Raw genomic sequence first — 14856 nt, 5'->3', positions numbered from 1 at the left:
AGCCGCTGACCGCCTGACAAGCAACCTACGATCTGGACGGTGCGAACTGCCTCACGCCGCGGGGACCGCACAGCGCCTCCTTCACTACGTCGGGGCTGCAGCGTCCGCTCGCATCCCCGACGCCGGTGCGACTGTCGGTCTCGTGCTGCTGGTTGCCGAGCCGGGCGGTGGCGGCGTCGACGCCGGCCTGTTCACCGTTTTCCTGACCCTGCCGCATCTTCTCGGCCCGTTCCTCGCGCGTCGGCTGGATCGCGTCGGCGACGGACGGCCGTTCATCGCCGGCTGTTGCGTGGTGTACGGCGTCGCGCTGGCTGCCGCGGCGCTGTCCCTCGGCCGTGCGCCCCTTGCGATTTCTCTCGCCTTCGTCGTGGTGGCGGGCATCTGCGGTCCCGTCCTCACCGCCGGGTTGAGCAGCCAGCTCAGCCTGATGGTGCCCCAGGAATTGTCGATCCAGCGTCGAGCCCAAGGCCTGGACGCTCTCACCTACGGCGTTGCCGGCAGCGCCGGTCCCGCCATCGTCGCCGGTATCGCGACTGCCGGCACGCCACTGACCGCCGTACTGGCGCTTTCCGGCGCTGCTGTCGTCGCCGGAGGACTCATGATGACATTGCCGGCGGTGCCGGCGCACGACGGCCCCGACGCCACAGGAGCGCTGGAGATCCGGCACGTTCTCGGCCATGTCGTCCACGCGAGTGGCCTACGCCGGGCGATGACAGCCATGATGGTGACCTCTTTCGTCGCGGGCTCGCTGGCGATCCTTGCCGTCGGACGTGGAATCCAGTTGCGTGGTGACACCGCGAGCGGAGCGCTGCTCGCGGCGCTTTACGGGGCGGGCAGTCTGGCGGGGTCGATCTTCACGAGCGTCGTTCCGTTCAAAGGGGAACCGGACCGCATTACCGTTTATTGCACGGTTTCCACCGGTGTCGCATTCGTTCTCGGCGGCGTGGCCCCGAACTTCGGGACAGCACTTGTCGCGTTCGCGATTGCCGGGTTCTTGAGCGGCCCCTTCTTCGTGGCCACGCTCGCCGCTCGAACCACGTACTCTCCGGCCAGGGGAAGGGCCCAAGTCTTCGTTGCCATGGGCGCCGTGAAAATCGCCTTGTCGGCCGCCGGTGCGGCTGTGGCCGGCGGCATCGGCTTCGGCTCCGCCGGCGTCGCCTTGGCGATCGGTGGGGCTCTCGTTTTCGTCGTCGGCACGGTGCTCGTCCTCGACCGGCATCGTCGACCTGCTGGTGCGTCGACGCGACGCTGACCGGATTCCTCACCGCTGCCCGGCACCGGGCAGGATGGCCTCATGGTGGAGATCAGGCCCCTGACCGAATCCGACCGCGCCCGCTGGGAAGTACTGGCCCGGGGGAAGGACACTAACTTCGAGGTCGAACGCGGCGACGACGCCTACGAACGGACCTGGCGACGCCTGCTCGACGACGAACGGCTACGCGGGATCGCCGCCTGGCTGGACGGCAGGATGGTCGGTATCGCGCACTACCTGTTCCACGCCAGCGTCTGGTACGCCGGGAAATGCTATCTGGCGGATTTGTTCGTGGACACGGAAGTCCGGCGGCGGGGTGTCGCGACGGCGGTGATCGAGTGGGTGGCGCGGGACGCCGAGGAGCACGGCTTCCCCGGCCTCTACTGGAACACGCTGGAGGACGCGCCGGCTCGTGCGTTGTACGACAAGGTGGGCAAGTTCCACGCGGGGCTCGTCCACTACGCCTACCGGCGCGACACGGACCGGAGAGATGCCTAACCCGCGGCTGCCTGCAGACCGCGCGTTCCGATGCCGCGCAACACTTCGACTCGCTCCGCGCCCGGCCGGCTGAGCACCCAGCTCGACCCGGGTACCGCCTTGGCGCGCTTCTTCAACGGCGCCAGCAGTCGCGAAACCTCTTGGTACGACCGGATCGAGCCGCTCGCGCAGACCAGCGTCGCCAGGGAAACCGTCACCGGCATGCCGTCCGCCGTCCAGTGGCGGTCCAGCAGGGCGCCCGCCACCGTCGCGATCTCGTCGACGTCGCAGACCACCAGGAAGTCGTCGCCGCCGACGTGGCTGACCCGCATCCGGCGCAGCTGCCCGGTGAGCTCGGTGAGCGCGCCGCCCAGCTCGCGGATGAGGTCGTCGCCCGCGGCGAACCCGGCCGTGTCGTTGACCGCCTTGAACGCGTCGATGTCGAGCCACGCCGCCACGAACGGCTCGCCGATCGTGATCCGGCGGGCGACGTCGCGGGCGACCGTGTCGCTGCCCGGCAGCCGGGTGAGCGGGTTCAGCGCCGCCGCGGCCTCGACCTTCGCCTCGGCCACGCCGCGCACCACCTCGGTCACCAGGACCACGCCGAGGCAGCGGCCGACTTCGTCGACCACGACGACGTCGTCGCCGGTGCGGCCCCAGTCGGCGTCGGTGACCAGCTCGAGGAACTCCATCGCGCCCGCGCGGGACTCGATCGTGTGCGGGGTGTCCGCGAGCCGCGCCGCCGGGCGCTTCGCGTGCAGCGCGTGCCCGTACGGGCCGGTGACCGCGACCAGGAACCGCGTCCGGTCGACCGACCAGCGCGGCCGGTTCAGCTCGTCGACGCCGATGACGCCGCTCGGCGCGTCCGCCGCCGCCAGCACTTCCCGGACCTCGTCGCAGGTCGCGGCTTCCGGCAGCGTCGTGGCCGGGCGGAGGAAGTCGCCGACGCACTGCGCCGGACCCGGCGCGCGCACGGTCTGGGCCCGGGTGAGCAGCGCCGGGGCGGGCCCGGCGGCGGTCGGTGCGGCGAGCAGGTTGCCCTGGGCGATCCGGATGCCGAGGCCGCGGACGGCGTCGAGCTGGGCGTCGGTCTCCACGCCGGTCGCGACGAGCCGGGTGTCGGTGCGGTTGGTGTAGTGCAGCAGCGCCTCGACGATGGCGGCCGACGCCGGGTCGTCCGGCAGCCCGCGCAGCACCGTGCGGTCGAGCTTGACCAGGTCGACCGGCGCCTCGACGAGCAGGCCGAGCGGCAGGTCGCCGCGGCCGAGTCCGTCGAGCGCGAGCCGGAAGCCGAGCTCGGTGAGCGTCCGCATCCCGGCGAGCGCGCGGTCGGCGGGCAGCGGCGCGAACGGCGGGCCGATCTCGAGGACGACGTCGCGGGTGCGGCGCCCGGTGTCGCCGAGCTCGGCCAGCAGGTCGTCGTACATCGCCTGCGGCGCGGCGAGGGTGCGGGCGGAGAGGTTGAGGTGCAGGGGGAGCGCCGACTCGTCCTGCCGGACGGCGGCGATCGCGAGCCCGAGGTCGACCTCGGCGAGGCGGCCCTCGCGGCGAGCCTGGGTGAGCAGTTCGGGGACGGTGCCCTGGCCCGGCCTGGCCAGCGCTTCGTGAGCCACGACGCCCCCGGTGTGGAGGCTGTACAGCGGCTGGAAAGCGAAGCGGACCGCGCGTGGCGACTTCACGCCCCGATCGTCGCGGCTCGGGCGGCGAAACGAAACCGATGTCGACTGATGTTCACCGCCGATACCCGAATCGGAGTAACGCAGGGTGACGCCCGCCACTTGTTCAGGGTTGACTTATATAAGTCGCTACTTGTAGTTTGGCCGGGTGCACGCGTTCGACGTCCTGGGTGATCCGGTCCGCCGCCGGATCCTCGAGCTGCTGGCCGACGGCGAGCGGGCGGCCGGGGCGGTCACCGAGGTGATCCGGACCGAGTTCGGCATCTCGCAGCCCGCGGTGTCCCAGCATCTGAAAGTGCTGCGCGACAACGGCTTCGCGGTCGTCCGCCAGGACGGGACGCGGCGGCTGTACGCCGTCGGGCACGCGCCACTGCAGGACATCGACGTCTGGCTTGACCGGTTCCGCCGGTTCTGGACCCCGCCGCTGGACGCACTGGCCACCGAAATCGCCCGCGGCAAACGCGCCCGGCGCCTCACCGAAGGAGAAGGTTCGTGATCGACGTCAGCCACCAGATCAGTGCGGTCCGCCGCACGCTCGGCGACCGGGTGCTCGAGGGCAAGGAAGCCCGCGTCCTGACCATCAGCCAGGTCTACGACACCGACGTCGACGACCTGTGGGACGCCTGCACGAACCCCGAGCGCATCCCGCGCTGGTTCCTGCCGGTCAGCGGGGAGCTGAAACTCGGCGGGAAGTACCAGCTGGAGGGCAACGCCTGCGGCACGGTCGAGCGCTGCGACCCACCGAAGAGCTTCGCCGCGACGTGGGAGTTCGGCGGCAACGTCAGCTGGATCGAGGTCCGCTTGACGCCGGAAGGCGACGGCACCCGGTTCGAGCTGGAGCACGTCGCGCACATCGACGAGCGTTGGGACGAGTTCGGGCCGGGTGCGGTCGGCATCGGCTGGGACGGGGCGCTCGTCGGCCTGGTCCTGCACCTGTCCGCGCCGGGCACGGCCGTCGACCCGGAAGCGGCGATGGCCTGGATGATGTCGCCGGACGGCATCCGGTTCATGACGGCGTCGAACGAGGCCTGGTACGAAGCCGACGTCGCCGCGGGCGCGGACCCGGCGCAGGCGCGGGAGGCGGCCGACCGCACGCTGAAGGCGTACACGACCCCGCCGGAGGCCTGACGGCTCAGCGGTCGGTCTTCTTGACCGCCGTCAGGGTGATCACCGCGTCGGCCGGGACCTCGGTGCCGGCCGCCGGGTCCTGGCCCGTCTGGACCCAGTTGCGGTCCAGCACCAGCATCCGGCCCTGGCCGGTGCCGTCGACCTCGCGCAGGTTGTAGAGGCCCGCGCGCTGCATCGTGTCCTGCGCGTCCTGGTGGTTCATGCCGGAGACGTCCGGGACCTTGATCCGCTTGGCCGGCTCCGAGGTCGACGTCGAAGTCAGCGTCGAGGTCGACGTCGTCGTGCCGGGATCGCCGGGCGGGGTGCCGCACGCGACCAGGGCGAAAGCGAGTGCTGCCAGCGTCGTGACCATCGCTCGGGACATGGTGGTGGGGTACCCACGCGCCTGCCCGCCGTTCGGGTGAAGCCGGATAAGGTCGGGCGCATGGATCAGGGCAGCGAGCAGACCGACCCGAGGGTGGTGCGGCGGGACGACACCGCGAACGCCGGCGGGTTCACCGACCTGGCGACCAGCCCGTTCCGGATCGACCGCGACCGCATCGCCGCCTCGCCGTTCTTCGCCCGCCTCGGCGGGGTCACGCAGGTGGTCAGCGCCGGTGGCGCCGGGTTGCTGCACAACCGGCTCACCCACAGCCTGAAGGTCGCGCAGGTCGCGCGCGCCATCGCCGAGCGGATCACCACCGGTGACGACGCCGGCCTCGTCGACAAGCTGGGCGGCTGCGACCCGGACGTCGCCGAGGCCGCCGCGCTCGCCCACGACCTCGGGCACCCGCCCTTCGGGCACCTCGGCGAGCAGACGCTCGACCGCATCGCCCGGCACCGCTTCGGCCTGGCCGACGGCTTCGAGGGCAACGCGCAAACCTTCCGCATCATCACCACGACCGACGTGCGCGGGCCGTCGGCGATCGGGCTCGACCTGACCACGGCGGTGCGCGCGGCCGTCCTGAAGTACCCGTGGCTGCGGCTGCACCACCCGGCGCCGCACCCGTCCGCGATGGCCGTGCCGCCGCGCGGCGCCGGCGAGCCGGACGCGTCGCCCGGCACCGGCGCGGCCAAGTTCTCCGCGTACGCCACCGAACTCGACGACTTCGAGCAGGCGCGCGCGGCGTTCACGGGGCGCGTCGAAGGCTGGCAGCAGACGGTCGAAGCGTCCGTGATGGACACCGCCGACGACATCGCCTACGCCATCCACGACCTGCAGGACTTCCACCGCATCGGCGTCCTGCAGCACGCGCCGGTCGCGGCCGAGCTGGGGGAGTGGCTCGAGCACGCGGGGGAGCTGGCCGCGCTGGACGACGAGACGCTGCACGCCGAGCTGCGCCGGCCGGGCCGGTCACTCGAGCGCGTCCGCCGCCGCATGCACGTCAAGGACGCGTGGATCGTCGACGACGACGCGTTCGCGGCCGCGGTGGCCCGGGTCCGTGCGGAGCTGGTCGACGGCCTGCTGGCCGCGGAGTTCGACGGCTCGATCGAGGCGGAGCAGGCGACGGCGGCGTTCTCGGCGAACTGGACGGCGCGGCTGGTCGACGGCGTGTTCGTGCTGGCGTCCCCGTCCACCCGCACCGGTCACGTGTCGCTGCGCCCGGCCCAGTGGCACGAGGTCCAGGTGCTGAAGTTCGTGCACCGCCGGTTCGTGCTGCTGCGCCCGGACCTGGCGCTGCACCAGCGCGGGCAGGCGGGGGTGGTCTCGAGCCTGGTCGACGCGCTCGACGCGTGGCTGCTCGACCGCGACGAGCTGTCCCGGCTGCCGCGGCGGCTGCACGACCTGGTGGAGCTGGCGCACGCGGAGTACACGGGCTTGGCGCGGTCGGCGCCGGAGCTGCTCGTCGGCGCGACCGGGGAGCCGGTGTCCGGGCCGGACGCGGTGCGGGGGCTGGCCCGGGGCCGGGCGGTGGTGGACTTCGTGGCTTCGCTGACGGACAAGCAGGCGGTGACCCTCTTGGACGCTCTGTCCGGGCGGGCCGCGCAGCCGTGGTCGGACTCGTTCGTGTTGTGATCGACGGCTGTCCGGTTCTTGTCCGATCCGGTAATCCCGTGCAGTGGTATCGCTTGACGCGACTGGTCCGTTTCGTTCGTCCTGTAACGGTTGTGCGGTTCCGCTGAACGGCCTACGACTTACGGTCCATTCAGGAAATTACCCATCCGATGTCACTCGAACGGCCGCTGCTTACAGAGAACTCACAGTACTTAGCTGGATCGTGCCGGTGATCACCGGCGATCGGTAGCGTGAGTCGGGGCACGCGCCTGGAGAATCGGAGGGCGCACGTGCGTCGTACCCGTTCCACGAGATCGAGATCCACTGTGCTCACGGCCGGGGCGGCGGCGTTGCTCGCCGCGCTCGGCCTGGTGTCGCCGCCCGCCGCGGGTGCCGCCACCGCGTCCACACCGGACACGTTCAGCGAAGTCGCACAACAGCAGATCGCCGCCCTGCAGGCGGTCAAGGCGGGCCGCACCGCCGCCGAGTCCAAAGTGGACAGCAATCTGCTCGCCGCCCAGAAGGGCGTGACCAAGCAGCTCAACGCGCTGCAGTCCGGGGCTCAAGTCTCCCCGGCCGGGACCGTCCTGGTCGACATCCGCGCGAGCAAGGTCTCGCCGGACCTCATCTCCGGGCTGACCAAGGCCGGGGCGGGCATCCGCGCGGTGTCCGACCGGTACGGCAGCGTCCGCGCCGAGGTCCCGCTGAACCAGCTCGCCGCCATCGCCGCCCGCGGCGACGTCAAGCGCGTCGAGCAGGCCGACCAGGCCATGACCGCCCGCGAGCTGGCCACCCCGGCGACGACGCCGGCCAAGACCGAGACCAAGCAGCAGAAGGCCGACCGCATCGCCGGCGAGCTGCAGAAGGCGGTTTCCGCCAAGTCGCAGCGCAGCGCCGCCGCGGCCGCGACCCTGACCAGCGAAGGCGACCGCGCCCACAACGCCGACATCGCCCGCCAGCAGTTCGGCGTCACCGGCGTCGGCGTCAAGGCGTGCGCGCTGTCGGACGGCGTCGACTCCCTGGCCGCTTCGCAGGCCAAGGGCGAGCTCCCGCCGAACGTCGACGTCATCGCCGGGCAGGAGGGCGACGGCGACGAGGGCACCGCGATGCTCGAGATCATCCACGACCTCGCGCCCAACGCCGCGCTCGGCTTCGCCTCGGCGTTCAACTCCGACGCCAGCTTCGCGGACAACATCCGCAAGCTGCGCTTCGAGTCGCACTGCGACGTCATCGTCGACGACGTCATCTACTTCAAGGAATCCCCGTTCCAGGACTGGATCATCGCCCAGGCCGTGAACGACGTGACCGCGGACGGCGCGCTGTACTTCTCGTCGGCGGGCAACGAGGGCAACGTCCTCGACGGCACCGCCGGGCACTGGGAAGGCGACTTCGTCGACTCCGGCAAGTCCGTCGGCAAGTTCGCCGGCACCGCGCACAACTTCGCCGGCGCCGCGGGCAACCAGATCTACGAGCCCGTCTCGGACGCTTCTTCGGCCGGCGTCCCGGTGACGCTGCACTGGTCCGACCCGCTCGGCGCGTCGGCCAACGACTACGACCTCTACCTGCTCAACTCCGCGGGGGCCGTGGTCAGCTTCAGCCAGAACGTCCAGGACGGCACGCAGGACCCGTACGAGATCCTGCAGACGCCGGCCTTCGGCGGCACCGGGCTGCGCCTGGCCGTCGTGAAGTTCTCCGGTGCCAACCGCTACCTGTCGCTGTCCGCGCTGCGCGGCCGGTTCAAGGACTCGGCGGACGGCCTGAAGGCCTACAACACCCCGGGCGTGACCGTCGGCCACTCGGCCGCGCGGGACGCCTTCAGCGTGGCGGCCACTCCGGCGGCCGCGGCGTTCGGCCGGCCGCTCGAACCGGGCGACCCGGCCAACCCGACGGGCCCGTTCCCGGGTTCGTTCAGCAGCTCGTCGAAGGCCGAGCGGTTCAGCTCCGACGGCCCGCGGCGCGTGTTCTACGAGGCCGACGGCACCCCGATCACCCCGGGCAACGTGTCTTCGACCGGTGGTGAGGTCCGGAACAAGCCGGAGATCACCGCGGCCGACGGCGTGAAGACCAGCGTGACCGGCTTCAGCCCGTTCTTCGGCACCTCGGCCGCCGCTCCGCACGCCGGGGCGATCGCGGCGCTGGTCCTCTCGGGCAACCCCGGCTTGCCGCCGGCAGAGGTCCGCGAAGCGCTGATCAACACCGCCGTCGACATCGAGACCCCGGGCCGCGACAACGTCACCGGCGCGGGCGTCATCCTCGCCGACAAGGTGCTCGCCTACACCGGCGCCAGCCCGCAGCCCCTCGCGGTGGCGAAGCAGCCGACGGTCACCCCGGCCGACGGCGGCTCCGCGCTCGACCCGGGCGACACGGCCAAGGTGACGCTGCCGGTGACCAACGACGGTGACGGCACGGCCGTGTCCACCAGCGTCGTGCTCACCAGCCCGACCCCGGGTGTCACGGTGGCGCCGCGGTCCAAGTCCTACGGCACCATCAGCCCGGGACAGACCGGCGTCAACGACTTCACCATCACCGTCCCGGCGACGCAGCAGCTCGGCGCGCCGGTCGTCCTGAACGCCCGCGTCAGCTTCGCCGGTGCGCACTCGCCGACGACGACGACGTTCTCGCTCCCGGTCGGCACCCCGTCGCCGGTCGCGCAGGACTTCGCCTACGCCGGCGCGCCGGTGGCGATCCCGGACAACAGCCCGGTCGGGGCGTCGGTGACCATCCCGGTCACCGGGGTCGGCCGCGCGTCCAAGGTGGCGTTCTCCGTGGACGGCGCCACCTGCAGCACCGACCCGAACTCGACGACGGTGGGGCTCAACCACTCCTACGTCGGTGACCTGGTCGGCACGCTGACCGCGCCCTCCGGGGCGAAGGCGACGGTGTTCCAGCGCAACGGCGGCTCCGGCAAGAACCTGTGCCAGGTCGTCTTCGCCGACACCGCCGCGACCGCGTTCAGCACGGTGACCTCGGCCAACGCGCCGTTCACCGGCACGTGGCGGCCGACGCAGTCGCTGACCGGCGGCCTGACCGCCGCGGCGGTCGACGGCACGTGGACGTTCGCCGTGGTCGACGCGGCGGGCGGCGACGTCGGCTCGATCCGGTCGGTCGCCCTGCACATCAACGGGTTCGTGCAGCCCCCGGCGGCCGGCGCGCCGTCGAACGTGCGGGGTTACACGAACAACGGCCCGGTGCACCCGCTGTAAGTTCCCCGCAAGTCCGTGAAGGCCTCCTTACCGGCTCTTATGGCCGGTAAGGAGGCCTTCACGGCTTTTGCCGCGGCCCGTAGCGTGGCCCCCATGGCGAAGGGGCGGCAGGTCGCGGGCGGTGGGCGCGCCGTCGAGGTCCCGCCGGAGCGTCTGAGCGGCTGGTTCGAGCGGTTCTCGGCGTCGCACGGCGGGATCGTCGCCACCGAAGCCACCCCGCTCGAGGTCCGCCTGACCGCCGCCGATGGCACCACCGCGACCGCGACCGTCCCTTTCGGACCGCTCGGCGAACCTTCCCTCGACGCGCTCGTGGCGCACGCGCTCGTGCCCCGGCGGGTCGCGCTCGTGCTGGTGCGGCTGGGCGGGCACAGCATCGGCGTCGCGCGCGGGGGCCGGGTCGAGCTGTCGCGCACCGACCGGCACCTCGTGCAGGGCCGCTCCGCCGCGGGCGGCTGGTCGCAGCAGCGCTTCGCCCGGCGTCGCGCGGGCCAGGCGCGCCACGCGCTCCAGGACGCGGCGAAGGACGTCTTCGAGGTGCTCGTCCCGCGGTTGTCCGAAGTGGACGCCGTCGTGCTCGGCGGCGACCGGCGGGCGCTCGACGCACTGCGCGAGGACCGCCGGCTGGCCCCGTTGTTCGCCCGCGCGGAGCCGCGCGTGCTGGAGGTCGGCGAGCCGAGCCGGGCCGTCCTCGAAGAGGCCGCCGTGCGGGCGCTGTCGGTGCAGGTCACGCTGCGGAACGGGTGAGACCGCACACGTCCGGAAAATCCGCTGGACCCCGGCCCGTACACTGGGCTCCGTGGATATCCAGCTGGAGTGACCCCGCCGCCGGTCGAACCGACCGGCCGCCTGGTGCTGTCCTCCGTTCACCCCCTTTCCACGGGAGTTTCCCTTGATCACGGCCACCGGCCTTGAGCTGCGCGCTGGTTCGCGCATCCTGCTCGACGGCGTCTCCGTCCGCATCCAGTCCGGCGACCGCATCGGCCTCGTCGGCCGCAACGGCGCGGGCAAGACCACCTCGCTGAAGGTCCTCGCCGGCGAAGGCGAGCCGCACGCGGGTGAGGTCCGCCGCACCGGCGAGCTCGGCTACCTGCCGCAGGACCCGCGCGAAGGTGATCTTTCGGTCACCGCGAAGGACCGCGTGCTCTCCGCGCGCGGCCTCGACAAGCTGATGCGCGACATGGAAAAGGCGCAGGTCTCGATGGCCGAGCTCGTCGACGACGCGGCGCGCGACAAGGCGATCAACCGCTACGCCCGGCTCGAAGAGCGCTTCTCGTCGCTCGGCGGGTACGCCGCGGAGAGCGAAGCCGCGCGGATCTGCTCGAACCTCGGCCTGGCCGACCGGATCCTGGCGCAGACGCTGCAGACGCTGTCCGGCGGGCAGCGCCGCCGCGTCGAGCTGGCGCGGATCCTGTTCGCCGCGGCCGAAGCCGGCGCCGGCGGCAAGTCCGAGACGATCCTGCTGCTCGACGAGCCGACCAACCACCTCGACGCCGACTCCATCAACTGGCTGCGCGGCTTCCTCAAGCAGCACGACGGCGGCCTGGTCGTGATCAGCCACGACGTCGAGCTGCTCGCCGACGTCGTCAACAAGGTCTGGTTCCTCGACGCCACCCGCAGCGAGCTCGACCTGTACAACATGGGCTGGCAGCGCTACCTCGACGCGCGCGCGACCGACGAGAAGCGCCGCCGCCGCGAGCGCGCCAACGCCGAGAAGAAGGCTTCGGCGCTGCAGCAGCAGGCCGCGAAGCTCGGCGCGAAGGCGACGAAGGCCGTGGCGGCCAAGAACATGGCGCGCCGCGCCGAGCAGATGCTGTCCGCGCTCGACGAGACCCGGGTGGCCGACAAGGTCGCCCGGATCAAGTTCCCGGAGCCCGCGCCCTGCGGCCGGACCCCGCTCACCGCCGAGGGCCTCTCGAAGTCCTATGGCTCACTGGAAATCTTCACCGGCGTCGATCTGGCTATCGACCGCGGTTCGAAGGTCGTCGTACTCGGGCTGAACGGTGCGGGAAAGACGACTTTGCTCCGGCTCCTCGGTGGAATGGAAACTCCGGACACCGGCGGGATCGTGCCGGGTCACGGAATGCGTTTGGGCTATTACGCACAGGAACACGAAACTCTTGATCATGATGCGTCGGTGTGGGAAAACATCCGACACCTCTCGCCGGACACCGGTGCTCAGGAGTTGCGGAACCTGCTCGGCTCGTTCCTCTTCACCGGCGAACAACTCGACCAGCCCGCCGGCACGCTTTCCGGCGGTGAGAAGACCCGCCTCGCGCTCGCGAGCCTGGTCTCCAGCGCTGCCAACGTCTTGCTCCTCGACGAGCCGACGAACAACCTGGACCCGGCCAGCCGTGCGCAGGTCCTGGACGCCTTGCGCAGCTTCGCCGGTGCCGTCGTCCTGGTCACGCACGACCCCGGCGCCGTCGAGGCGCTGGAGCCCGAGCGGGTCATCCTGCTGCCCGACGGCACCGAGGACCACTGGTCGGCGGACTATCTGGAACTTGTCCAGCTTGCGTGACTCTGTGCGTCCATTCGGGTGCAAGATCGCAACGGCCCGGCACTGGAATGGCCCAATGTGATCGCAGTTTCGGCTGTTTTACGTCTGTCGTCTGGCATTCCGGCGCTCAGTGTTCGATCATTGCCCCGGCAGGGGCCGATATGTGGCCCAGAACACTCTCGGCGGGAAGGCGATCGACGTGGCTGATCTCAAGAAAGGCGCGCGGATCACCGGCAACACGCGCGACAAGCTGGCCGCTGACCTCAAGAAGAAATACGAGAAGGGCTCGAGCATCCGGGCACTCGCCGAGTCGACGGGGCGTTCCTACGGGTTCGTCCACCGGGTGCTGTCGGAGTCCGGGGTCCAGTTGCGGGGGCGCGGCGGGGCCACGCGGGTCAAGAAGAAGTAGTCACGAACTGCTGCGCGGGGGGCGCGCAGCGGAAGCTTCGGCCACGCGGAACGCCAGGTGGGCCCCGAGCAGGACCAGCGGGTACACCAGGTAGCCGTAGCGGGTGGCCGGGATGAGCAGGATCAACGCGCCGAGTCCGACGGCGATGCGCAGCAGTGCGCCGGAGCCGTTCGCGGGGGGCCGGCGCACCAGCCAGACCACCATCGCCACGGCCGCGGCGCCGACGAGCACGAACGCCGCGAGCTGGCCCACAGGACCGGTCTCGGCGATCAGGTGGCCCGGCAACGGGCTCGCCGCGGGCGACCGCACAGCGCCCATTCCGAGGGGAAAGCGGAAGACGTGCTCCACGAACGCCGCCGGGTCCACGAGGTACACGGGCAGGTGCAGCGCGGCCGTGGTGGCCACCAGCGCTGACGCGAACCGCCCGAGCGCGGGCCAGTCGAGGCCGGTTTTGTGGCCGACTCCGCCCCGGCGCACCAGCACGAACACCGCCAGGACCGCGGCCGCGGGCGCGACGATGAGCTTCGCGCTGACGACCAGCGCCAGCACCAGGCCCGCCCAGGCGGCCCGCCCGGTCGCGGCGAGCGCGCAGGCGAGCACCAGCAGCCCGACGATCGCCAGGTCCGGCCCGGCGACGGCCCAGGTGAGCGCGGTGAGCGGGCAGGCCAGCGCGAGCTGGGCGGCGCCGACCGGGACCTTCGGCCACTTCAACAGCTTCAGCGTGCCCAGCACGCACGCGCAGGCGGCCAGGGCGAACATCCAGCGGGCGTCGGTGAGCGCGTCGCCCAGCGGGGTGCCGCCGAACAGCGCGCGGGGCAGGCCGAAGACCGCCATCACCGGGCCGTAGGGGGTGTAGTCGTTGACTTCCGGCGCCCGGCCGAGCGCGGTGACGTCGACGTACGGGGTTCCGTGGTGCAGCAGCAGATCCGCGGACCGCTCGATCACCCAGACCTCGGGCTGCGCGGCCCACGAGACCGGCGTGATCAGCCAGTCCACTCCGGTCAGTCGGCGGATCACCAGAAGCAGCAACGGAAGGATCATTGCCAACAAGGCGACGGCGGCGATCCCGCACCAGCGCGAGCCGAGTACGCCGCGCGGCGTACGCCCGGTTCGTGCGGACAGCAGCAGCCAGCCGCTGTGCAGCGCGCCGAGGGCGTAGGCGGCCGTCGCGAAGTTGCCCCAGACGCGGTAGCCGTAGAACTCGGACTTGAGTGCGGTGGGCAGGGCGAAGGCCAGGCAGGCGAGGTAGAAGAGCAGGTCCCAGCGCAGTGCGGCCGGGCCGGGGGCTTCCGCGGGTGCGGTGAAGAGCCGTGCCGCGCGCCGCCATGCGGGCGCCCGGCCCACCTCCGTTCCCACCTCGCCAGGCTACCGAGGGTTCAGCCGAGCTCTCGCAGGCGGGGGAGGAGATCCGCGGCGGCTTCGGACGCCTTGACAACGTCGTCGTGTCCGGTGGGCATCAGTACCAACTCGGTGAAGCCGGCCTCGACGTAGCTCCACGCGAGCCGCACGGCACCGTCCGCATCGGACGGCAGCCGGAACTGCGCGGCTCGGCGGACCGTCGCCGGGTCGCGGCCGACCGCCGCGCAGTGGTCGTCCAGCACCCGCGAAAGCCGGCGCAGCTCGGCGATTTCCGTGCCCGGCAGGGCCGCGTTGAGCCACACGTCGGCGTGCTCGGCGACCACGCGCAGGCCGAGCTTCTCGCCGCTGCTGCCCAGCCACAGCGGCGGCTTCGGCTGCCGCGGCTTCGGGTCGCTGCGCGCGCCGGTCAACGTGTAGTGGCGGCCGCGGTGATCGGTTTCTTCCCGAGTCCACAGCAGACGGAGGATTTCGCAGGTCTCGGCCAGTCGTTCGACACGTTCGACCGGTGGCGGCGTCGGGGTGCCCATCATCGTGTCGGTGTACGTGTCGCCGCCGGCGCCGAGGCCGACGTCGAGCCGGCCGCCGGAGAGGTGGTCGACCGTCGCGGCGATCTTCGCGAACGTGCCCGGGTGGCGGTTGGTGTTGCCGGACACCAGGCATCCGATGCGCACCCGCTTCGTCGCCTCGGCCATCGCCGCGAGGAGCGTCCAGCCGTCGAAGACGTCGCCGGTGCGGTCCGGGCCCATCGGGGCGAGGTGGTCGAAGACCCAGCAGCCGTCGAAGCCGGCGTCGTCGGCGATGGCCCAGATCTCGCGGAGTGCGGCGATGCCGATGTGCTGCTGGGGTGGCTTGAGTGCGACGGTGACCATGATGCTCTCCT

13 protein-coding genes are annotated in these 14856 nt (G+C 71.7%); 9 read left to right on the top strand and 4 right to left on the bottom strand.

Going from position 1 to position 14856, the window contains the following annotated elements; all coding sequences use genetic code 11:
* The first annotated feature begins 142 nt into the window (after positions 1 to 142).
* A complete protein-coding gene (locus AB0M59_RS11885; RefSeq protein ID WP_364612669.1) occupies positions 143 to 1252 on the top strand; it encodes an MFS transporter in 1110 nt (369 codons plus the stop codon).
* A gap of 42 nt (positions 1253 to 1294) precedes the next feature.
* On the top strand, positions 1295 to 1750 hold the full coding sequence (locus tag AB0M59_RS11880) for a GNAT family N-acetyltransferase (protein ID WP_364612666.1): 456 nt from the start codon (positions 1295 to 1297) through the stop codon (positions 1748 to 1750).
* Here the strand turns inward: AB0M59_RS11880 and AB0M59_RS11875 are convergent.
* Positions 1747 to 3408, bottom strand: a complete 1662-nt coding sequence (locus AB0M59_RS11875) for a GGDEF domain-containing protein (RefSeq protein WP_364612663.1) — start codon at positions 3406 to 3408, stop codon at positions 1747 to 1749. The two genes, AB0M59_RS11880 and AB0M59_RS11875, sit on opposite strands and share 4 nt — an antisense overlap.
* 145 nt (positions 3409 to 3553) lie before the next feature.
* On the opposite strand from AB0M59_RS11875, the gene AB0M59_RS11870 reads away from it, so the two are divergent.
* Positions 3554 to 3901, top strand: a complete 348-nt coding sequence (locus AB0M59_RS11870) for a metalloregulator ArsR/SmtB family transcription factor (protein ID WP_364612660.1) — start codon at positions 3554 to 3556, stop codon at positions 3899 to 3901.
* Positions 3898 to 4533 (top strand): SRPBCC family protein, encoded by a 636-nt coding sequence (locus AB0M59_RS11865; protein WP_364612657.1) that lies wholly within the window; start codon positions 3898 to 3900, stop codon positions 4531 to 4533. Before AB0M59_RS11870 ends, AB0M59_RS11865 begins: the two co-directional genes overlap by 4 nt.
* A 4-nt stretch (positions 4534 to 4537) precedes the next feature.
* Here AB0M59_RS11865 and AB0M59_RS11860 read toward each other — a convergent pair whose 3' ends face one another.
* Entirely contained in the window at positions 4538 to 4897 is a 360-nt protein-coding gene (locus AB0M59_RS11860) for a PASTA domain-containing protein (protein ID WP_364612654.1), read from the bottom strand.
* Between the two features lie 60 nt (positions 4898 to 4957).
* Between AB0M59_RS11860 and dgt the strand changes: the two genes are divergently transcribed.
* The 5 genes from dgt (at position 4958) to AB0M59_RS11835 (ending at position 12617) form a co-directional block, all read left to right on the top strand.
* A complete protein-coding gene (dgt, locus tag AB0M59_RS11855; protein WP_364612651.1) occupies positions 4958 to 6529 on the top strand; it encodes a dGTP triphosphohydrolase in 1572 nt (523 codons plus the stop codon).
* A 305-nt stretch (positions 6530 to 6834) separates the two neighbouring features.
* Positions 6835 to 9711: a S8 family serine peptidase gene (locus AB0M59_RS11850; protein ID WP_364612648.1), complete on the top strand. Its 2877-nt coding sequence runs from the start codon at positions 6835 to 6837 to the stop codon at positions 9709 to 9711.
* Between the two features lie 93 nt (positions 9712 to 9804).
* Positions 9805 to 10455 carry an acVLRF1 family peptidyl-tRNA hydrolase gene (locus AB0M59_RS11845; protein ID WP_364612645.1) on the top strand — a complete coding sequence of 217 codons (651 nt, stop codon included), beginning with the start codon at positions 9805 to 9807 and terminating at the stop codon, positions 10453 to 10455.
* Between the two features lie 145 nt (positions 10456 to 10600).
* Complete coding sequence (locus tag AB0M59_RS11840; RefSeq protein WP_364612642.1) at positions 10601 to 12229, top strand: ABC-F family ATP-binding cassette domain-containing protein; 1629 nt, start codon at positions 10601 to 10603, stop codon at positions 12227 to 12229.
* Between the two features lie 178 nt (positions 12230 to 12407).
* Complete coding sequence (locus AB0M59_RS11835; protein ID WP_003071237.1) at positions 12408 to 12617, top strand: helix-turn-helix domain-containing protein; 210 nt, start codon at positions 12408 to 12410, stop codon at positions 12615 to 12617.
* On the opposite strand, the gene AB0M59_RS11830 is transcribed toward AB0M59_RS11835, so the two are convergent.
* A complete protein-coding gene (locus AB0M59_RS11830) occupies positions 12618 to 13886 on the bottom strand; it encodes a glycosyltransferase 87 family protein (RefSeq protein ID WP_364612914.1) in 1269 nt (422 codons plus the stop codon).
* Between the two features lie 107 nt (positions 13887 to 13993).
* Complete coding sequence (locus tag AB0M59_RS11825; RefSeq protein ID WP_364612639.1) at positions 13994 to 14845, bottom strand: LLM class flavin-dependent oxidoreductase; 852 nt, start codon at positions 14843 to 14845, stop codon at positions 13994 to 13996.
* Positions 14846 to 14856 lie beyond the last annotated feature (11 nt).

Source organism: Amycolatopsis sp. NPDC051371 (assembly GCF_040682155.1).
GTDB lineage: Bacteria > Actinomycetota > Actinomycetes > Mycobacteriales > Pseudonocardiaceae > Amycolatopsis.
Note: the sequence above shows the minus strand (reverse complement) of the source record. Positions and strands in the feature narration are given on the sequence as shown.